The organism is Mesorhizobium sp. M0621 (assembly GCF_040320745.1).
Classification (GTDB): domain Bacteria; phylum Pseudomonadota; class Alphaproteobacteria; order Rhizobiales; family Rhizobiaceae; genus Mesorhizobium.
In genome coordinates this window covers 1-21181 of the sequence record NZ_JAMYQF010000071.1, presented here as the reverse complement: position 1 = coordinate 21181, position 21181 = coordinate 1, and the positions used below count along the sequence as shown (strand labels likewise).

Annotated in this window: 15 protein-coding genes and 1 pseudogene; 4 read left to right on the top strand and 12 right to left on the bottom strand. The window is 57.5% G+C overall.

From position 1 onward, the window contains the following. Nucleotides 1-25 precede the first annotated feature (25 nt). The 8 genes from NKI38_RS30140 to NKI38_RS30105 form a co-directional block, all read right to left on the bottom strand. Nucleotides 26-928 carry an HpcH/HpaI aldolase/citrate lyase family protein gene (locus tag NKI38_RS30140; protein WP_352664099.1) on the bottom strand — a complete coding sequence of 301 codons (903 nt, stop codon included), beginning with the start codon at nucleotides 926-928 and terminating at the stop codon, nucleotides 26-28. Between the two features lie 132 nt (nucleotides 929-1060). After that, nucleotides 1061-2212, bottom strand: coding sequence for a CaiB/BaiF CoA transferase family protein (locus NKI38_RS30135; RefSeq protein WP_352664097.1), 1152 nt, complete (start codon nucleotides 2210-2212; stop codon nucleotides 1061-1063). A 13-nt stretch (nucleotides 2213-2225) separates the two neighbouring features. Continuing rightward, nucleotides 2226-3479, bottom strand: a complete 1254-nt coding sequence (locus NKI38_RS30130; RefSeq protein WP_352664095.1) for a methylaspartate ammonia-lyase — start codon at nucleotides 3477-3479, stop codon at nucleotides 2226-2228. 276 nt (nucleotides 3480-3755) lie between these two features. Further along, nucleotides 3756-4913: a M24 family metallopeptidase gene (locus NKI38_RS30125; protein WP_352664093.1), complete on the bottom strand. Its 1158-nt coding sequence runs from the start codon at nucleotides 4911-4913 to the stop codon at nucleotides 3756-3758. A 232-nt stretch (nucleotides 4914-5145) separates the two neighbouring features. Then, entirely contained in the window at nucleotides 5146-6099 is a 954-nt protein-coding gene (locus NKI38_RS30120) for a phosphotransferase (RefSeq protein ID WP_352664091.1), read from the bottom strand. 152 nt (nucleotides 6100-6251) lie between these two features. Then, the gene (locus tag NKI38_RS30115; RefSeq protein WP_352664089.1) at nucleotides 6252-7580 is read right to left on the bottom strand and encodes an aspartate aminotransferase family protein; all 1329 of its coding nucleotides are present in this window, start codon (nucleotides 7578-7580) and stop codon (nucleotides 6252-6254) included. Between the two features lie 597 nt (nucleotides 7581-8177). Then, nucleotides 8178-8465 (bottom strand): DUF2817 domain-containing protein, encoded by a 288-nt coding sequence (locus tag NKI38_RS30110; protein ID WP_352664087.1) that lies wholly within the window; start codon nucleotides 8463-8465, stop codon nucleotides 8178-8180. A gap of 146 nt (nucleotides 8466-8611) precedes the next feature. Beyond that, nucleotides 8612-9607: a succinylglutamate desuccinylase/aspartoacylase family protein gene (locus NKI38_RS30105; RefSeq protein WP_352664085.1), complete on the bottom strand. Its 996-nt coding sequence runs from the start codon at nucleotides 9605-9607 to the stop codon at nucleotides 8612-8614. A 533-nt stretch (nucleotides 9608-10140) separates the two neighbouring features. Between NKI38_RS30105 and NKI38_RS30100 the strand changes: the two genes are divergently transcribed. After that, nucleotides 10141-11330, top strand: a protein-coding gene (locus NKI38_RS30100; protein WP_352664083.1) for an IS3 family transposase whose coding sequence is annotated in 2 segments (ribosomal slippage) — nucleotides 10141-10399 and nucleotides 10399-11330 — 1191 coding nt in all. Because the reading frame shifts where the segments join, the coding sequence is not laid out codon by codon here. 336 nt (nucleotides 11331-11666) lie between these two features. Here the strand turns inward: NKI38_RS30100 and NKI38_RS30095 are convergent. The 4 genes from NKI38_RS30095 to NKI38_RS30080 form a co-directional block, all read right to left on the bottom strand. Continuing rightward, nucleotides 11667-11819 (bottom strand): hypothetical protein, encoded by a 153-nt coding sequence (locus tag NKI38_RS30095; RefSeq protein ID WP_352664081.1) that lies wholly within the window; start codon nucleotides 11817-11819, stop codon nucleotides 11667-11669. A gap of 459 nt (nucleotides 11820-12278) precedes the next feature. Further along, entirely contained in the window at nucleotides 12279-14057 is a 1779-nt protein-coding gene (locus NKI38_RS30090; RefSeq protein WP_352664079.1) for an ABC transporter permease subunit, read from the bottom strand. A gap of 21 nt (nucleotides 14058-14078) precedes the next feature. Beyond that, entirely contained in the window at nucleotides 14079-15170 is a 1092-nt protein-coding gene (locus NKI38_RS30085) for an ABC transporter ATP-binding protein (RefSeq protein ID WP_352664109.1), read from the bottom strand. A 251-nt stretch (nucleotides 15171-15421) separates the two neighbouring features. Beyond that, a complete protein-coding gene (locus NKI38_RS30080) occupies nucleotides 15422-16528 on the bottom strand; it encodes an ABC transporter substrate-binding protein (RefSeq protein ID WP_352664077.1) in 1107 nt (368 codons plus the stop codon). Between the two features lie 1022 nt (nucleotides 16529-17550). On the opposite strand from NKI38_RS30080, the gene NKI38_RS30075 reads away from it, so the two are divergent. The 3 genes and pseudogenes from NKI38_RS30075 to NKI38_RS30065 all read left to right on the top strand — a co-directional run bounded on the left by NKI38_RS30075 (nucleotide 17551) and on the right by NKI38_RS30065 (nucleotide 20793). After that, entirely contained in the window at nucleotides 17551-17706 is a 156-nt protein-coding gene (locus NKI38_RS30075) for a hypothetical protein (RefSeq protein ID WP_352664075.1), read from the top strand. 850 nt (nucleotides 17707-18556) lie between these two features. Beyond that, nucleotides 18557-19098, top strand: a pseudogene (locus NKI38_RS30070) (MFS transporter); the annotation flags it as partial. A 258-nt stretch (nucleotides 19099-19356) separates the two neighbouring features. Further along, nucleotides 19357-20793 (top strand): amidase, encoded by a 1437-nt coding sequence (locus tag NKI38_RS30065; RefSeq protein WP_352664073.1) that lies wholly within the window; start codon nucleotides 19357-19359, stop codon nucleotides 20791-20793. The last annotated feature ends 388 nt before the right edge of the window (nucleotides 20794-21181 follow it).

Genomic DNA, 21181 nt, shown 5'->3' with positions numbered 1-21181 from the left:
GCCTGTCCAGCCGCTGATTATAGGCTCAGTTACTCCTGGAGAGAGCCAGGATCTGGTAGGCGCGCCGCACCACCGGCGGATCGACCATCTTGCCATTCAACGAGAATGCGGACAGTCCACGCGTGGCGGCGTCATTTTCCGCCGCGACGACTTTATGGGCCCACTCGAGTTCCTGGGCGCTTGGCGAGAAAGCCTCATTGAATATGGCCACTTGGGTCGGGTGGATCGCCAAAGCACCGGCAAAGCCAAGCCGCCGCGCACGCACCGCTGCTTCACGAAGTTTATGCGTGTCCGAGAACTCGCCGATGCTTCCTATGAAACCCAACGGGAGCAAGCCGGCCGCACGGGCGGCAAACAGAACAGAAATGTTCGGCGTCAACAGAAGGTCGAACTCCGGGGAACCGCCAACAGCGGCACTGAAGTCTTCGGGACCGAGCGCCATTGCTACCATCCTGGGATGCGCCGACGCAATGGCCGCGAGCCTTTGCAGGGCGCCCGGGGTCTCGATTTGGGCAAGGAACCGGATGCACCCCAGCGGAAGATTTCTTTCCCGTTCAAGTTCTGAAACCGCATTCGCGATCTCCAAAACCCACTCTGCCGAATCCGTCTTCGGAAGAACAAGCGCGTCAACACCCGCTATCACTGCTGCATCGAGATCCGCCGCCAAAGTGCGCAAACCATGATTGACGCGGACCAAAACAGATGCGCCTTTCCGGCCCACATTTGCCACGCATTCACGAAGCTGCCGCCGTGCCTCGGCCTTCTGATCTTGGGGAACGGAGTCCTCGAGGTCGAGTATGACGCCATCTGCACCCCGCTCATGGGCCGTCTTCACAAACCGCGGAACGTGAGAGGGTACGAAGAGCAGCGATCTCCAGCGTGGTACAGGCATCGCGCTTTCACCGGCCGTAAAGGTGTACTTGATCATGGAGTCGCCTCTGCGATCGATCCTAGGAGAGTGGCGGCAGTGGGCTTGCTGGATGTCCGATGCGCTGAGATGACCCAAGGTAAACAGGCTCTTCGTAAACCACGAGCAGACTTAACTTACTCAGACGCGCGCTCACGCTGACGCGGCTCTTTCGCGCAAAAGCCCCAAAACCTCCTCGCGGGCAGCCTCGGTATGAGCGCCAAGAGCCGGAACTGGTCGCAGCGAGGGGTGCTCAGAATTGAAAATCGCCGCCGGCGCTATCGTCTCGACAGTACCTTCGGGTGTTCCAACCTCGACCCTTCGAATGTGTGGGTGCTTTGAAACATCCGCCACTTCGTTCAGTCGACCATATGCCAAGCCGGCCGCCTCGAGCTCTTGCATTGCTTGGTGGCATGACAGTTCGGAAAACCGCCGTTCAATGATCTCGTCAAGTTGCGCACGGTGACCGAGACGCTCCATATTGTCAGCAAAACCAAGTGCGCGTGTGAGCGCCGGTTGCTTCAGGAACTTCTCGCAGAAATTCACCCATTCGCGGTCATTCTGAACCGAAAAGATGACGTCTTTGCCGTCGGCGCAACGATAAGCGCCATACGGCGCCAGCGACGGATGTTTCACGCCGGCGCGTACCGTGTGATAGTCACTGTAGTCGTTTTGCAGAACCGGAACATTCATCCAGTCGGCGACGGCATCGAACAGTGACACCTGGATGCCGGTTCCTTCTCCGGTGACCTCGCGGTGATACAGGGCTTGAAGAATGGCGCTGTGCGCTGTCATGCCCGCCGAGATATCGCAAACCGAGACCCCTACACGCGCAGGCCCATGTTGGTTGCCCGTGATAGCGCATAGACCTGTTTCAGCCTGGACGATGAGATCATAAGCCTTCAAATGGGAATACGGCCCTTTCTCCCCGAAACCAGAGATGTCGCAGGTGATCAGCCGTGGAAAACGCCGACGGAGATCAGCAGACCCGAAACCCAGTTTTTCGCTGCTGCCAGGCTTCAGATTCTGGATAAAAACGTCAGCATTGGCGATGAGCGCGTCGAGGACCTCGCGATCCATCTCCAGCCTCAGGTCCAGACAAACCGACTCCTTGCCCCGGTTGAGCCAGACAAAGTAAGCGCTCTGTCCCCGCACCAATTTGTCGTAATTGCGGGCAAAGTCTCCTTCAGGCCTTTCGACCTTGATCACCCGGGCGCCGGCGTCGGCAAGACGGGAAGATGCGTAAGGCGCGGCCACGGCCTGCTCCACGGCCACGACAGTGATCCCCTCAAGAGAGTTCTGCATGCGACACCGCTTTTCATACAACGTTTTCGGTTTGAGCTCGACGACGGTTCAGCATCGCAAGCAACCGGCTTTGTTCATTCCCAACGATGGAGAATGCCTCGTCGACACCCATTCCGGGCTTTGCAAGCATCATGTCGGCCTGGGTTGCCACCGATACGTGGACAGAAGCTTGGGCAGAGAGATCTGTCTCGGTACAGCTTCCCCCGACATATGCTCCGACCTTGTTTTCCTTGCAGAGAAGAACGGCCCGCGCTGTGTCGGCAATTGAGCCGACATCGGGCGTCTTGATCTGGACGAGATGGGTGGCCTTCGCTTCGGCGAACAGCCGAATATCTTCAAGCGTATTGCATCTCTCATCCACGACAATGCGCCCGCTGGAACCCCGGTCATCCAAAATCGACACGATCTTAGCGTAGTTCTCAATTTGGGCTTGCGTCGAACCAAAATCCGCCGGGGACTCGATGTTGAGCGTGAAATCCGGCACAGTATCTGCAACTTTGCAGATAAAGTCGGCGATGCTTTGCGGGTCCAGGCCGATTTCCTGGCCGATCCAGCCATACACATCGAAATGCAACACCGGATGATACCCTGGGCGGCCGATTTGGCGCGTACGCGTTGCAACCCATTTCACGAAGTCCATGAAGGTCTGGCCGTCGACGCCGAATTTTTGCCGTGAATTGATCAGACCGTGGGGAAGCACATCCACGGCTTTCAAAATCATCTTGTCAACGTTAGTTTCCCGAGCATCACCGCTCTGGCAGTAGATCGGGACCCTGCGCGTTGGCAGCGGTAGATCAAATTCTCTGCATATTATCTCTGCCATCGTCGTACGTTGAAGGTGGGCTGCTGCGCGTAGGAGCGCTTGACTTACCCCGTACTCAATCGCCAGAGGTAACCGCTTTTGTCCGATGGGCTCGAAAACCTTCGCGCAGGCATTAAGGTACCGGGACACATCGACATCGATGAGCCGGGGCACCACAACCTGCGACGTTATATCCGCGATTTGAGCAGTTTCAAACAATGCATCGCGCCCACCGGCACCAGAATACTGAACGCTCATCATATCGCCCCAGACGACGGTTTCGTCGACAAGGACAAGCCCGATACTTAGCGAAGTTGCAGGAACGCGAATGGATTGGAAATCGGGCGTCACGGGTTCGCCCACATAGACAAAACCGTCCTGCGAGGCACCCGCTCTTATGGCTGCCTGATCGTCGTAGAAAAAGGCGCCGTTTCCTGGCGCGAGGAGCACACCTTTGATCTGCACTTCAGTTCGCTCGATTTCTGCCGGACGGTATTGACGGGCGGATGCAATTGGGTCCGTTACCTACCAAGTATGTGCCACTTAGCATTGCGTCCGCCAATATAATCTTCCGGGCGGTGCCATCGCGTTTTGAGATGGCTAGTGCCTAACGGCGCCCTCGCCTCTCTAATCGTTGCATTACGATACTTTTGCTTCGCTCGCCTATCCGGTTCTTATACGCGGAACCATGGGCGAAACGATGAAAAGAGTGAAAAGACGATTACAGTCGCTGCCAACGCGTCACACGCGATGGAGTGTGTGGGGTGTACCGCTGAGTATCTCCGCTCCGCGCTCCGTCACCAAGACAGTCTCGCTGCAGCCAAACAAGTAACGGCCTTCCCCGAGGAGAATGATGGGCATATGGACGGTCATATTGGCCTGAAGGACGTCCGTTGCGCCGGGCTCCAGGCTTATGTTGCCGCGTTCGCCCCATGGGGAACCGGTTTGGTATCCGACCCGATGATTAAGGGCTTTGGGTCTCACAGATCGCTCGATCACCCGGCGGGCCGCCGCGTCCACCTCTCCCGCCGTTACACCTGGCTTGATCGCTGCGATGGCGACTTCAAGTGCCTCCTCCGCCAAGGCATGCAATGTTTCGGTCTCAGGATGCCTGCCAAGCACGGCGCCGCGGACCAGAGCCCCGACATATCCCTGCTTCACGCCGCCGACTTCAATCATCGCAGGTTCGTTGTTACCCATTGGATGGCGTGTCAGCTTCGTGTGGGGTAGTTTCGTCCGCTCGCCAAACCCGACTGAGACGAGCCTGACGTCCTCGCCACCGGATTTGGTTACCTCACTCTGGATGGCCACCGCCATTTCAGCTTCGGAGATGCCGCCCCTCAGATTCTGCTGAAATGCACGCACGGCCATGTCGGTCACGGCCATCGCATCACGCATTGCTTTGATCTCCAACTCGTTCTTCACGGCCATAACCGATGCAACTAGACGAGAGGCATCCGCAATTTTCATTTCGGGAAGAAGCGTCTGAAGCGCATATACATCTGCCGGAGCGAGGCCCCAGCAGCCCAGCTCGAAACCTACCTTCTTGCCTGCCAATCCTAACCGGCGTAACACGTCGGCAGACACTTTGGCAAAATCTGGCTGCTCTGTATAACCGACCAACTCATCGATGCAGCTCTCCGCACGAACGCCAGTGAACTCGTATTCCCGGACTACATAAATTGGAGCCCTTCCCGGCACGAGAATCAACGGAAACGGCATGAAATATGCCCCCATTCCATCGTATCCACCGAGATACTGGAGATGACCATGGGCAGTGACTACAAGTGCATCGAGCTCGGCTTGGGCAACGGTTTCAAGCACGTTCTTCTGCCGTCGCTCGTATTCTGATTTCGGAAAGGGGGCGCCGGTGAAGGGAATCGATTCGACCGTAGTCATAGTGGATAACTCCTTATCTCGGTTATAGTCGGTTAAGTTGAGGAAAGAAAAACGCCCGGTGCTACATTGGGTAGTCGATGGCCACGTTTGTGAGCCGTCAAAACGTGTGTTTAGGCTCCATGCGCGAACGGCCGGCGGATTTAGCTTGGTACCATGAGAATTCTCCCGCAAGTTCGGTCTTCGGGCGGCCACTCGATAAGCCACGAGGGTTTCCTCGAGCGCCAACTGCTGCCTATCGCTGAGCCCGATCACCAGGATCACCGGCGCCGTAGCGGAATCGCGCGATCACGTCGTCGAGTGGTACGCCCATGGCCCGCTCTAGGTTCGCCCAGTAATGCGCGGCACTAGCGAGTAGCTCCTCGCTCTGGTCAGGTGCGCGCTCAGCCTTCCAGTACCTGATCAAAGCGAGCATGGTAAGCCGCGCGAGAGCCGCAACTGGCAAAAGTGGGAGCTCTGACTGGCTTATCGGTCGGCTTTGCTCGTACCCGGCGATAAAGGCAAAGGCATCCTCCCAGGGGCGATCCTGAGAGCGGCCGATGAGGTGCGCGACCGTATTAGCAGGGTCAAAGATCACTGCGCTATGGACAGTGTCACCAAAGTCTAGGATGGCCGTAACGAAGACATCCATATGCGGATCCACGACGACATTGTTGGGAGCGTAGTCACCATGGATGAGTTGCATTTCAAGGCTAGACAGGCTCGGCTGGATGACTTCTTCAAACAGCCTGAAGACCCGCCGAGCCAGCAGCCGGTGCTCCGGGTCTGGCACGTACTCAATAAGCCCCCCCCAATGGAGAAAGTGCCTGATGTCGTAAACTAAGCTGCGCATGGCAGCCGGATGCTCAAATGATCGCAGCGCGACGTTTAGGCGCCCGAGCATGCCTCCCGCCTTGGCCAACTGCTCGACGGTGGCTTCCATTTGCTCCCACAACAGGCCTTCGACAAAGCAGAAGACGCTGAGTATTCGACAAGCTCCATCCCCCATGTCGATTGGGACGCTATCCCTTCGGTCAAAGGTGGGCTTGATCCGCTGGACGGGCAAGGCGTGAGCGGCATCATCGAGATAGCGCATCGCACCAATCTGCAACGCCGTAATTGGTACAGGTTCGTCGGACGGTGACACCTTTACAAGGTATTCATTCGGTTGGGCTTTTAGCCTGAACGTATGTCCCTTTTCGCTGCCCAATCGTGACAAGCTTCCATTGAGCCCATAGTGAGTCTCAAGTATGCTTTGCAACAGCAAAGGGTCGATAGGCTGAGTTGATGCAAGGAGGTTGCTCTCCTCCAAGAGCCGTTGTAATATAGTCCCGGGTGATTTATTCATGTTGTTAGATTCTTCTAAAGCCATTGTTTGGCCACGAGGGCAAAAGTCTCGAGGAAGCGGCTCACGTCGCCAGCGGTGAAAGCGACGGGAGGACGAACTTTCAACACGTTACCTGCGGAGCCGGTACGGCTGATCAGAACGCGACGATCGCGAAGGTCCTTGATGATGCCTTCGCAACGAATGGGATCAGGCTGGAGGGTCTCTCTGTCGTTGACGATCTCCACACCAAGGTACAGCCCGCTGCCTCGGATCTCCGCAACATAAGGAGAATCCCGTGTCAGCGTTTCAAGCCCTGCCAGCAAGGCTGCTCCGTTCACGGCAACGCGTTCGCGCACATTCTCCTGCTCCAACACATCGAGCACTGCTGACGCCGCAGCTATAGAGAGCGATCGGCCGCCCAGTGTGTTGAAGTAGCTCACTTTCTGTCCGAATTCATCAGAGACCTCCGGGCGGAAGGCAACGCCAGAGATGGGAAAACCGTTCCCAATCGCTTTGCCCATTGTGACGATATCAGGAACCACGCCGTGCCGACTGAACCCCCACATCGAATCCCCGAGCTGAGCGAACCCCGATTGAACCTCGTCAGCAATGTGGAGGCCACCCGCGGCATGGACCTCGTCGACCATTGCCTTCATGAAGCCCACAGGATGAGTAAAAATGCCGTCGGAGGTGAAAGCGGAATCAGCAATCAAGGCTGCTAGCCGGTATCCGTGCCGTTCCAGATCAATAATTGCGGTGCGCACTTGATCCCGCATATAATTCTCAAGGGATTGCTGCGGTCCGCAGAGCCTGGGGTCAGGAGCGGAAATGAGTCGGACATTTGGTCCGAGCGGGGATCCTGCCCCTAGCATCGGGGAAAAACTGGCGACCTCGCGCGTGCGACCGTGAAACGCCCAACGCGTAACTATGATACCCTCGCCGCCCGTATGGAACCTCGCGACCCGAATTGCTAGGTCATTCGCTTCAGATCCAGTGCAGGGCAAGCTTAGCTTCGACAGCTCAGCTGGGAAAGTTGCAAGTAGCCGCTCAACATAGGCGACCAGCGCTTCCTGGGGGTAGCGTGTATCGGTGTTGATCGTTGCAATCTGGCGAGAGACGGCGTCCGCTACATGCCTGTGCGCATGGCCGACGCCCTGCACGTTGTTGAAAGCGTCGAGATAGTCATTGCCGTCGCTGTCTATCAGGTGGGCACCAAAACTCGAGACAAACTCCACCGGAATCGTCTCGGAAAATTGGTAGCCAGGACCGAGCACCGCGTCACGGCGTCGGATGATGTCCTGGAGTCGTTCAGGCAGATCGCTAATACCGTTCGTATGGATCCGCGTGGGCCAGCGCGCGCTCATCTCAGCGTGACAGCGGACGATCGAAGAAAACCACCGGGAGTTTCGTCGCGTCACATGCCATGTGGCCCAAGAGAGCAACGCTTCGCATAGGGTTGCCCGATTCAGCCAAGGCGCAAAATGTTGCAATCGTTACGCTAACTGCCGCGAAAATACATTCGTTCATTCGGAGTGCCCTGTAGGCTGTAATCAAATCGAAGTCTTTGATCAGGAATAGACAGCCAGCGGCCGCCGCAGTCCAATTCAGTTTGCAGATTGTTGTCTTCTCGCGACGAGATGACAACAAGCGAGGCGATAATTGGAGCATTGCGAGCATGCGTCAAGCACGGCGCGAGTCGGCCGTAATGCGCTGACCCCATTGGCCACCGCTGCGCATCCTACCCGACAACCCTCTGTCCCCGGCGATGCCCCGCTCCTTGGGACAAGGCTACTTGGGGTTCCGTGGGTCTCCCCCGAATCGGACCACCTGTGTTGATGACTTTTGCCTTCCAAGGCTTTGAGAGGCCACGCCTGAGGGCGCTGCTCGATCACTTTCAAACATCGAAGATCCGCGCGAGCCCTGCCGGGCGCCCCACTCCTGCCGGGGTCCTGTTAATGTGGTCAGCGCGACGCTCTGCGACCTCCAGGACTGCAACGCCGTTGCTGCTCGCGGAAACCCTCTACGCCGTGTGCGGCCGAGACCAATACGCCCACATGAGGCGCATCTGGATTGCCGAACCAAGCGACTTTGGTGAACAATCCCTCGGCACCCGGTCCCCGGGCCGGCGATTTATATGACTTCACAGACTTGGCGAGCTCGAGGAACTTCTGGCGCGCTTCAAAATACGTTTCGGAAAAGCGCGTCGGAGACGTCCTCCAGTATCGCGTGGCGCAGTTGTCAGTTCTCAACAATCAACTCGCAGGGCCTTTTTGTGAGTGATTTGTAACCATCCTCAGTGACGACGAACGATTGGGTAATCGTAATGCCCAAAGACCTGCAATCAGGTGGAACGCCACAGCGGTCCCCCGGGCGGTTGACGACGAACATCAGACCCTCAGTGCACTAGGGGTCGTGCGAGTATTGCCACTTCGTCGTTGCCTTGGACATACATTGCCGATCGGATGGCAAAAACGATAGATTTTGATTGCGCGCGGATATCTGTGGAATCAGTGGACAGCGAGTCCATCGGATGTAGGACGCCTATCACATCGCCCTCCTTCACTTCATCCATCACCGAGCACCGCGGTTCGAAGATGCCCGGTGATGGCGATTTCAACTGGTCGGAGGAAGTTGTTTCTAGGGTTTGGCCGAACTTCTGCTGACGGAACGTTGGATACTCGGCTTCGCCCCCGACCAGCCCTAGCGCAATGAGGCCATTGCGCAGCCCAGCTTCGTAGAGCGTGAGAGCTTCGGCGCCGACTGCGCCGCCCCCAAATTCAGTGCAAATGAATGTCTTCCCTTGGCTATGTACGGTAGTATCGAACATTCCAACCGTGTCATTGTGCTCCCAGAGCAACGTCACCGGTAATTTGAATGCCTCTGAAATGCGAACCGTCTTCGCCATTTGATCGACATCAGCAATAGGGTGTGTGATGATCGACGGTGCACAATCCCAGGTCGGTCCAAAACTGTGCACATCGAGTACGTAGTCCACCATAGGCAGCAATCGACGCGAAATCGCATCTGCGATCCGTTCGCTTACCGAGCCATCCGACCGACCGGGAAACACTCGGTTGAGATTCTTTCCGTCAATTGGCGTGTTGCGGGTCCAAGCTTGCACGGCAAGTGGATTGATCTCTGGTACGATAATAATCCTTCCGCACCCCTGCGCTTCGGGAAGCCATTGAACAAGTCGCCGAGCAAGAATTGGCCCCTGCAATTCATTGCCATGGTTTCCGCCAGTGATAAGTAGGCCCGGCCCCTCCCCTCTATTGCAGCTAAAGACCGAGAGCGAAAGAGCTTCGCAGTCCACGCCTTTGGGCACAACAAGGTGCCCCGTGCTTACGCCAGGCGTGTCGAGATTAAACGTCAGATGAGGTGCTTCGCTCATTGTTGCTCCCTGTTGCGAGTACTCGGGCGACCAGGCGCCGGTGGGCGTTTCCGACTTATGAACATGCGCCGAACTGTCTTCAATACGCCAATAGAATGTTCCGAACGGTGCCATCGCGTTTTTAGATGGGGCGCCGCCTAGCTTGGTAGAACTAAGACTGCCGCTCGATGGCTACAGGGGCGCTGCAACAGACTACACCTGCGATGATCCTGCGCCTTCGAAGCCGCGTCTAAGGAACGCGGGGCAAATCTCAGCGGGCTTCGGCTGGGCGGGCTGCCCCCAAACTTGCGCGAGCAGATCATGATGCTCATCGTGAAGGCGCGCCGCACCAGGAGTAAGCGCGCTGAAGCACATCCTATTTCAACGGGCATGACGCACAGTCGGTGATCAGCCGAGCGGTTGCTGCTCACAGCGATCAGCGAGGTTGCTCGTGATTTTGACGGCGGCGCTGATCCTCGCGATCTGCGTCTGACGTTGCCCCTTTGGCTTAATCCGGTTTGAAGTTCGCTCTGGCCCAACGCGAGGACCAGAGAATGAAGCGCAGCCGTTTCAGTGAAGAGCAGATCATCGGGATTTTGAAGGAGCACGAGGCCGGAGTTTCGGTGGCCGATCTGTGCCGCAAGCACGGTGTCAGCGACGCCAGCATCTACAAATGGAAGGCGAAGTATGGAGGCATGGACGTGTCGGAAGCGAAGCGGCTGAAGACGCTGGAGGATGAGAACGCTCGTCTGAAGCGACTCCTGGCGGACGCCATGCTCGACAATGCCGCTTTGAGAGATCTTCTCGGAAAAAAATGGTGACGCCCGCTGCCGAGCGAGAGGCCGTCGCGCATCTTCGAACGGCATTCGAGATGAGCGAGCGGCGGGCGTGCAAGACCATCGGCTGCTGCCGGATGACGGTTCGCCACAAGGCGAGCCGTGGCGACGATGGTGACCTGCGGGAGCGGATGAAGGCGATCGCGCATGAGCGCCGGCGCTTCGGCTATCGCCGCCTGCATGTGCTGCTGCGGCGGGAAGGTTGTGTGGTCAATCACAAGCGTCTGTTCCGGCTCTATCGCGAGGAGAAGCTTGCCGTTCGGCGCCGTGGCGGTCGCAAGCGAGCCATTGGAACGCGGGCACCGATGATGGTCCCCGTTGCACCCAACGACCGTTGGTCACTGGACTTCGTGTCGGATCAGCTGACCGATGGCCGTCGCTTCCGGATATTGACCGTCGTCGACGACTGCACGCGCGAGTGCCTGGGGTTGGTCGCGGATACGTCTCTGTCCGGCGTGAGGGTTGCCCGCGAACTCGATCGGCTCATGATCGAACGCGGCAAGCCGAAGATGGTGGTCAGTGACAATGGCAGCGAACTGACCAGCAATGCGATCCTTGCCTGGGCCGATGCAAGCCGCGTGGACTGGCATTATATCGCGCCGGGCAAGCCAATGCAGAACGGCTTCATCGAGAGCTTCAACGGTCGCCTCCGTGACGAACTGCTGAACGAGATGCTGTTCACCTCATTGGCACAGGCTCGCGCGGTCTTGGCCAGTTGGCGGGCAGACTACAACTTCAATCGCCCACATTCGCGGCTCGGATGGCAGACCCCCTTCGAGTTCGCCCACACCTTCACCCCGCGACGGGACACAGCGCTGCGCACGATGATCAGCTCCGCGCCGGTGCCCGTCGCTCAAACCGCCCAACAGGGCAACATTCATCGCCGGAGCGAACTCAGGATTGGATAAAACTTGGGGGCAACGTCACGTCCGCAGAACGGAACCTGGCACGCAAACTACACAAGAGCGAGAGCAGGACTCAATTCGGGAAAAGGCCTTCCCTTTCCACGTGCGGGGCTGTGCTCGGTGTGATCACCTTACGACCGCTGTGGTGACCCTATCCTATCCGATCCGCACCGCGACCCTATCCGATCCGCGTCGCGGCCGCAGCGCGCTCGGCGCAGCCATAGTTGCCATTCTCGATCGCCGTGACCCGTGAAAGCATTCGACTGTCGGGCAGGTGCTGCACGGGCTCGCACTCCGAAGCCGATCGTAAGTGTGCTTCTCGCCAAACCGGACGGCGCTTTAAGCGGGCAAACACATAGGCTGATCCGGCAGTGCGCCCAGCTTCGGCCTGTCGATCTCGGCGACGCGCTGCGTCTCGCTGAGAAACGCCGCGTCGTCGATCAGCCGCTGGCGCAGCGGGCTGACGGGTGCATCGAGAACGGGATGGTGCATGGTCAGGCTCCTTGTTGAAGAAGCCCGCTATGCTCTGCTCCCGCCGAACGACGCTCAACGCGGGCGCGACGACCGGTTCTCGATCTCTACCTCAACCGCAAGCGCCCCTCCCACGCAGCGGGTTCGTTACGGCGCGCACATGGCGGCAGTGGCAGAGCGCGGACGTGCTCGCTTCCACCGTCGACGGCCGCTCCATAGCCAGATACTTCATTCGCTAAGTGCCCACTTAACCTAAGCGGACACTAAACGCCTCAAGGTACGCGTCAGTAGGCGACCTTCGTCGTATGCGTACTCCTATTGAGAACGCCTTCGCCAATGTGCTGCGAGCGAAGGCCGAGAGAACCATCAAGGCTTTGCGGTGAAGTTGCCCAGCCGTATCCTCTCATCGGCGGGCGGGCTTAGATCAGTTCACCTTGGCAATCGAGGCAACCTACCAGAGGCCGTCCGTAGGCCTGCAGCTCAAGTCGCAAGCTCGGGGAGCAAGCGGTGATCTCGCGGCCGGGACCGCCACCAGGTTAGATAGAGGATAATAAGCCAAAGCACGGGCACAAGCATTAGTAAGGACGACACAGCGGCGATCGTGGGATCGATCTGGTTGCGTATGTTCTCCCACATTTTGAGAGGGAGGGTACGGATCGAATACCCGCTAACTAACGATGTTATTACGAGTTCGTCAAACGAGTGGAGGAATGCAAACACGGCCCCGCCGATAACTCCAGGCCGAATCAACGGGAGCGTCACTCTCATAAAAGTCTGCAGCGGGCTCGCCCGCATGCTTTTGGCAGCTTGCTCCAACGTTCGATCAAAATTCGCCAGCGTCGCCGATACGATCACGACGACAATGCCAATGGCACCGAGGCTTTGGGCAAGGACGATCCCAATTGTCGAGCCTATAAGTCCGAGATTTACCAGCCCAAGATAGGTCGCGATGCCGACGACGATGACGGGAATAGTGACGGGAGTCAAAATCGCCATCGTCAGTAAGCCTCGCAGCCGCGGATGGGCGCGGTTGAGGCCATAGGCCGCGAGCGTCCCGACGATAGTTGAAAGGATAGCCACCGCTAATCCAATCTGGATGCTGGTCCAAGCTGCACCATTCCAAGACGGATCGCCGAAGAAGGATCGGTACCATTGCAGCGAAAGCCCTGAAGGTGGGAATTCCAGAAAAGCTCCGGCACTGAACGACATTATAATGACGATGAGGCCAGGTGAAAGAAGGTAGACCATTACGAGCAATACGAACAGCGCGCCGACGATATTCGACAAGCGGCTGTTATCTCCTGCCTGGTAGAGCTGGGTCGTCCATAGCTTCGCCCGGTAGGGACGGAGAAACTCACTAAAATAGCGTTTCAGCAAGCCAAATATGGGTAGCCGCACGACCCAAGACTTCCGCGCTGGTGTCGGCGCGCGCCCTTGTGCACCAGCGAGGTCGAGCCCTAGCATGGAAAGCACGGCAACGGCGATGGCAAGGAGGATGAAGGCTGAGGTGGCGATTCGTGGGATGTCGAAGGAGCTAGCAACTTGCCCGGCGATAAAGGTAGACAGCATGGCGTCACGCAACCCGCCGAGGGCAGCTGGCGTTATGTAGAACCCCAGACAGAATACGAAGACCAACAGTGAACCACTGCGCATACCCGGCAAGCTAAGCGGGAAGAAAACCCGCCAAAAAGCTGTGAGCGGCCGCGCTCCCATACTGCGCGCCGCCGCCATCAGCGATCTGTCGATGCCCATCATGGCGCTAACAAGAGGCAGAATCATCAGCGGCAGCATAATGTGCACCATCCCAATATACACGGCCATGGTGTTGTAGATCAGCTGCAGCGGGCTGTGGATCACCCCCATGTGGAGCAACACATTGTTGATCACGCCGCGATCGCCGAGAATGACAATCCACGCATATGTTCGGGCCAACCCGCTAGTGAGATACGGGATGATGACGAGGGCAATGAGGGTTATGCGCAGGCTCCTCGATGCGGTTACGATCAGATAGGCTGTGGGATAGCCGACGATGAGGCAGATGGCGGTGGCCACGACGCTCACTTCGATGGTCTGGAAGAGCACACGGATGTTCGCCGGTTGGCCAAAAAACTTATAATAGTTGGTTGCCGAAAAGGCCGGCGCATTGATGCTGTTCAGGAAAAGATGGATGATCGGTATTCCAAATATAACGAGCAGAAGGGCGAGAGCCGGTACGGTGAGCCCAATTGGCATCTGGCCCAATTTTTGAAAGGTCTTCATCCCGTCCACGCTCCTGGTGTGCTACATCGCGACAAAGCGAATGTCGGACCGCAGCCAGTTGAGGCATACTCCGTCGCCGGGTCGAAAGATCGGCTGCCCTGCGGCGACATGTTCACGCACGATAAAAACGCTGCTGCCGACGCGCACGTGGTATTTCCTTAATGGTCCGGCATAAATCATGTCATCGACGGTGCCAGTAACGAACTGGCGCAAGTCTCCATCGCCGCGCTTCCCCGCATCAATAGCGACAATGCAGATACGTTCGGGCCGGATCATAGCCACGGTGCCGGACGGCTGCTCTGCATCGGATTCAATCTTGAAGTTGTGATTTTCGAAGATGTTGGCATCACCCAAGAATTTTGCCACGAAACGTGTTGCGGGCCGGTCGTAGAGGGCCTCCGGACTGTCGGTCTGCTCGATCCGGCCCGCGCGCATAACAACGATGCGGTCCGACAGGGTGAGCGCTTCCTCCTGGTCGTGCGTAACGCAGACCGTGGTGATGCCAAACTCTTTGTGTAGGCTCTTCATCTCAATCTGCATCTGCTCGCGGAGGTTACGATCGAGGGCGCCGAGCGGCTCGTCGAGCAAGAGGAACGGCGGATCTGCGATTAGCGCGCGGGCGAGCGCCACGCGCTGCTGCTGGCCGCCGCTTAATTGCGACGGCATACGGCCGCCAAGATCACTGAGGTGCACGCGCCCCAGCATGCGGCGGACGCGTGTTGTTCTTTCAGCAGTGTTTATGCCACGCATTTCAAGCGGGAACTCCAGGTTCCGTGTCACCGTGAGATGCGGAAACAGCGCATAGCTTTGGAAAACGATGCCTTGGTCGCGCCGATAGGAGGGCACTGCGGCGACGGAGCGCCCAGCAATTAAGATATCACCGGCAGTCGGGGCTTCGAAGCCGGCGAGCAGCATCAAGGTTGTAGTTTTGCCCGAACCGCTCGGACCGAGAATGGTTAGGAACTCCCCACGACTAACAGTCAGTGACAAATCTCTCACCGCAGTGACCTTCCCATAGGTCTTAGTGACGCTGCTGAATTCAATCTGCGGCAGAACGGGGCTTTCGTGCAACCCCGCGACCTCTGAGTTTTGGATGGGGGGGGGGGCATGCATGTTCACTTTTGCTCCTCCAGCACGATCCGACCACTGACGGACACCTGCTATTAATCATAGCTATTGCCGCCTAACTCGATCGGGAACACAAGGGGTAGAGCCCTGTGCACCCAACCAGTTTTACGGAAACTTATTCGCAATCGCAAGTTTTGCCAAACAGCGAGGCAAAGTTGTGGTGGGATCGATTCCTCGCAATCGGCCGAGCGACCTGGCTTTACGCCCGGCCAAGATAGATCCTATGAAGCCAGGTTTTATTGAAGAACCCATTCGTTCCAGCGCTGAATGAGCTTATCGGTGTTCGTCAAGCCATCCGGCCCGATATCATTATACCACTGTCCATTCATGGAAACGCTGCTCTTCATGTACTCAGGATGGGTAGGCAGTTTGCGGGCGACCTCATCCGGAATAAGTTTGAAGGCGTTGCGGTTGGTTGGACCTTCGGGGAATAGCTGTGTGAATGCCGCTTGGCGGTCAGCGCGTGTAACGAATTCAATCCACTTCTGCGCGTTCTGCACATTAGGCCCCCCCTTGGGGATCACCCAATAATCCCATTGTAGCTTTGCCTGATTCCGATTGATCTCGACCGGTGCACCCTGGTCGATCAGGCGAAGCGCCCGCCCGTCATATGACTGTGCGACATCGACTGCCTTATCATGCAACAATTGCTGGATCTCTGAGCCCGTGCCCCACCACTTGCGGACATGCGGCTTGATCTTGTCCAGACTGGCAAAGATGCGATCGATGTCCATCGGGTAAAGTTGATCGGCGGGTACGCCATCAGCAAGCAGAGCCTCCTCCCAAGGACCTTCCGATCCGTACTGCCCTGACACCATCGTTCGGATGCCTGGAAACTTTTCGACGTCCCAGAAATCGGCCCAGGTCATGGGCCTCGGCTTGCTAGCAGGAAATGCTTCAGTATTGTAAACCATGTTGAACGAATAGATGAGCGAGGCGATGCCGAACGGTTGCTTGGCGAATTCAAAGATGCCGTCTAGCTCTTCCTTCTTGTGAATTGAATAATCGATATTCTCGAGGAGGCCTTTCCCAGCTGAGGTAAGGGCAGCCCCTTGCGGTAGATAGGCTACGTCAAGCGTAACGTTGCTCGATTTCACCATCAACTCAATCTGGCCCGTGTTTGCATCGTCGGTGATCGGAGTCACCTTAATACCAGTCTCAGCTTCGAATGGTTTGGCATAGGCCTCAATGGTGGCTTTACCCACATCGCCGCCCCCCACCGTCACCCTCAACTCACCCGATGATTGCGCCGAAGCCGCGCGAACGACGGAGGACAGTGCGCCGACTGCGATAGCCGACGACGTCGCTTGCATGAAACGTCTACGATTTATCCAAAAGCTCATTTTAGTTCCCCTTTTCTAGTGGTCTTGACTGAGACCGGCCGAGATGTCTTCTTTTCCGAAACGGCCTAACTTCCGACCTCGGAAAGCCAGCGACGTCTCGTCCAAGTTCACCCCAATAGCCTATGCCGTAAGGCTAGGACTTCGTCGTTTAAATCACATGCCGGGTTGTGCAAAACAGCGGTTGGGCCGTTACCAAGTAATGTAAGCACCCGGCCGGCACCCCGAGCATGTAGGCGAAGTCCTCCATCCCATGCTCGGCTTGATCTTATCGTCCACAGATGGAAGCCCGTCGAGACCTCGATGCCAAGCGATTGCCTCGCCCTGAACATCCCTGAAATTTTCAACGCTGGCCACGTGTACGTTCCGGAATTCGAGCGCTTTCGGCCAAAAGTGCCTCTGTCAGCGATGATCGGTGGAGGGGGAGCTTTCGTCAAATGCAGTTTTCATATAGCGTCATCTAGAAGCGATATGGAGCCTACATCTGAGGTGCGCTCATGTGATCCGAACTCTCTCATGACTGCGTTCAGGGCGGGGGTCAGCCGCTATGGTACAAGGAGATCGGTGAGGCGCAGACGCGTACGCGCGCCGACCTCTTTTCGCTATTCTAATGGCAAGGTCGGTAGGGTTTCGCTCAAATCCGCGTCGCAGTAGCTTGCTGCCACGATGCTGCTGACAACCGCCCTCACCCGATCGAGCGACGGATGAACTCGTGCAAGTCGAGCCTCACGATCTTGGTCTTGCCGCGATGGCGATCGTCCCGATCCTCGACTGGCAACAGGCGTGGTGGCCAAACCGGTCGAGATGCATTGCAATCATGCTCGGCCAGGGCGCCGCGGCTGGCCGTGGCGCTGCCGACCAAACTTCGGCGTCACCTTTGGGGCGGGGTGACAGCGCTGGTGCTTGGCGTGCAACTCATGACGAGTTCGTATTAGGGGTCGACATCAAAACATTCTTTTTGGTTCAGGCTTCCCACGCAGACTTCGGCATAGTGACCTTCACCCAGGTCGAGATGGGCGAAGCTCGTGTTCGGCATCGCGCCGGGTCATGCGGAGGTCTGGGCGATGTTGCGCACCCGGCAAGACAAGCGCATGGCAGACCTGTGCGCCACCGCCGACGCGCTGGTCAACAAGATCGCGGGCGAGCATCACCTTTCCGTCCGGTGGAGTCTTCTCGGCTAATTTCAGCAAACGTCAACTTCTATGCAGAAAACCCGACATTCCGCCGGCTCTTGCAGCCCAAGCAAAAGGAGTGTCGGGATCAGCTGGCTGATTGCCATCGTGGTGAGGTGCCAGTCTCGGGCATGGCATGAATGAATGAGCAGTCTTCCCGTCCAACACGATGCGTATGCCGCGTGAAGCACAGTTGACCACGCCGGTCTTGAGCCGCACCTCGCCGAATGGCACGCTGGGCAGATTGTGCAATGGAAAAGTGAAATCCGGCGCGATCTCGCCAAAGCGCGGATCGGCAACGACACCGGCTGCTCCGTTGCCGGTTTCTCAGCTGGCTGAAACATCAGCTACACGGCCGTTGGATCATGCGATTTCTGATCGCGCCTTCGCCCGGGGCGCTCGGAATAGCGACTTAGCGCGTGCTACCTGTGTTTGAAATGGGTTCGGACGAAATGGTCCCGTTCAGGCAGGCGCTCGTACCCTGATCTCGGAATCGACCAGGCGGGCCTTCTCGGTTGTCGTGCGGCGCTGCAATGAGTTGATCCCTTCAACACGCGGCGGATGCAATAATGGATCGGAAGTCATAGTTATCAACATTAGCGCAGGGCTCTGGGCGTGATCGCCTCCGCTGCCTGTCCGATCAACACGGGGGCGTTCCAGCAGTTTATGAAGTCACCACTAGCGTCGCTCGATACCCCTTGAAGATTGCATATCGCGTCACCGTTGTGGTCGACTGTCCGCCCAGGACCATCTCGCTGCTAGATGACCATAATACAAAGACTGAATTTGACGTATCCGACCGGTAATTGGATCGTGTCGCGCCAAGTGGTAGCTCGGCGGAACACAATCGGTCGGAGCAATGAGCAGAGCAGCGGGCGCAGATGCGGATGTAGTTTCGCCAGCGACGTTTGCGCCGCTCAAGAACCCGACGTTTCGCTCGATCTGGTTGGCCTCTCAGTTGTCCTCACTGGGCTGGCTGATGGCAACAATCTCGACTTCCGATCTGATGGTTGCGTGGGTCCAGCTTCATCGAACCAGCCCGCCTTTGTCTTGTCCGTCTTCGCGGGGGCTCTCGCCGACAATTTCAGCCGGCGCCGGGTCATGTTCGCCGGTCGGTGCCTTGTGGTGATTGCGTCCGCGATGCTGACCGCGTCCGTGGCGCTGGGCTTTGTCAGTCCGTGGATGATCCTCGGCTTCAGCTTCTTAATCGCTAGTGGTGCTGCGCTCAACGATCCCGCCTGGCAGGCCTCTGTTGGCGATATCGTGGACCGACGCGAAGTTCCCGCTGCCGTCACCTTCCTCTCCGTCGGCTTCAACACTGTACGGACCGTGGGCCCGGCGCTCGAGGGCATCGTGGTGGCCTCGTTCGGACTGATGACGGCTTTCGCCGTGGGCCTTCTGCACAAGGGGAAGCATGCACCGCAAATAACGTTGTCGATCGAGCGGGTGCCCCGCGCAAGCCCGAGCCACATATCAACACCTTTTTTCCCTCGCCATTGATCCGGGGGAACAAGCGTCCCAGGTCGAATTTGATGCGCACTGCAGGCTGCTTAAAGGTGCATAGGAAGGGACGTCAATGCAGCATAACAACATCGAGAAGGCCACAAGCAATGGGTGCCGTCGTGTGTCTAACAAACAGAATGTAGCGGAGCTTGTAAAATGAAGAGTGATTCACCCGTGCCAGCATGTCTTGAGAATCTGACGGCATGCGATTGCCTGGAGCTATATCAAACGCGACAGGTCTCGCCCGTTGAAGTGGTCGATGACTGTCTCCGCCGTATCGAGGCCAGCAACCCGCAGCTGAACGCATTTTGCTTCGTCGACCATCAAGGTGCCAAGTCTGCTGCCAAGAGTTCGGAGGCACGATGGTTTAAGGGGGAACCGCTTGGAGTACTTGATGGTATTCCGGCTACCATAAAAGATCTCACGTTAACGCGGGGCTGGCCGACAAGGCGTGGATCACTGTCCGGGAGCGCCGAAGGGCCTTGGCTAGACGACGCGCCGGTTACAGCGCGCATTCGCGAGGCCGGTGCCGTTATCCTTGGAAAGACAACTACTCCAGAGTTTGGCTGGAAAGGTGTTACAGATAGCCCCCTCTGCGGCATCACCCGCAACCCTTGGAACCCTGACCTGACCCCAGGCGGATCCTCGGGCGGCGCCGGAGTTGCCGCGGCTCTCAATCTTGGTTTTCTTCATCAGGGTAGCGACGGTGGGGGGTCAATCCGGATACCAGCGAGTTTCACAGGAACATTCGGGTTCAAGCCGACCTTCGGCATAGTTCCGCAATGGCCAGCCAGTGCCATGACCACGCTGTCTCACTTGGGGCCGATGACCCGTACTGTTGCGGATGCGATCCTGATGATGAACGTAATCGCACGAAAGGACGCTCGTGACGGTTATGCGGGACCAGCTTATCCCGGTATCGAGGTCGATCCGCCAAAAAACCTCAGGGGTCTGCGCATCGGCTACAGTCGAGACCTTGGGTATGTGAAGGTGGCGCACGATATCCAAAAAGTTACCGATAAAGCGACCGACCAGCTTCGAGCTCTGGGAGCTGAGGTGATCGAAGTCAATCCGGGGTTCGCAAATCCGGTCGAGACGTTTGCCACATTTTGGTTTGCTGGCGCCGCCCGTATCGTGTCGCGAATGGACAAAAAGCAACGACAACTCTTAGATCCCGGCTTTCTGGAAGGTGCCGAACGCGGCCTGGCGATCACGCTAGCCGAGTTCCAAGAAGCGGAAGCGGTTCGGTTCGAGCTTTCTGCTCTCATGGCGAAGTTCCACGAAGACTTCGATCTCCTGGTCACGCCGACAATGCCTGTTGCTCCGTTTCCAGTCGGGCGAAACGTACCTGAAGAGAGTTTCGAGGGGTGGGTAGACTGGACCCCCTTCACCTATCCCTTCAACCTGACACAGCAGCCTGCGGCTTCCCTACCCTCTGGCCTGGATGACCAGGGGCTCCCAGTTGGGCTACAATTGATCGGTGCGCGTTATTGCGACACCACCGTTCTTACGGCAGCATTTGCGATCGAAAGCCGCCTGGGACACCTTTCTTTGCAGACTGACCGCTTTACCGTTGTCGAAGTTTCGGAGTGAGGCCATGTTAAGACTCTCGAAGGTGGCCTGGTTCAGTCTCCATCGCCGAAAAAACTCTGTATGTGCTAGCGTCCTTAGCCATAGCCTTTTCTCGCGTTCGCTCCGCTTACCCCTGTACCCAATGTACCGAGACCATATTGGCCGCCCGAGTCGGCCAAGGCGTTGCGTTGGGGCGGGACACCCCGATAACGCTCCTAGATGAAGGAAGCCTCATCAATATCGGCGACGTGGAGTTTGAAGCGGAAGAATGGGAGACAGATGAGCGCCCAGCCCGAAACGATTGTAATCGAAGGTCTAGCAGGCTGTTGAAGAAGTCAGCCGCGTTCGCAGACGAAGCCTGAATCGTCGGCATTGTGGATGTAGAAGTGGCCGACGAGGCGACCTGCGG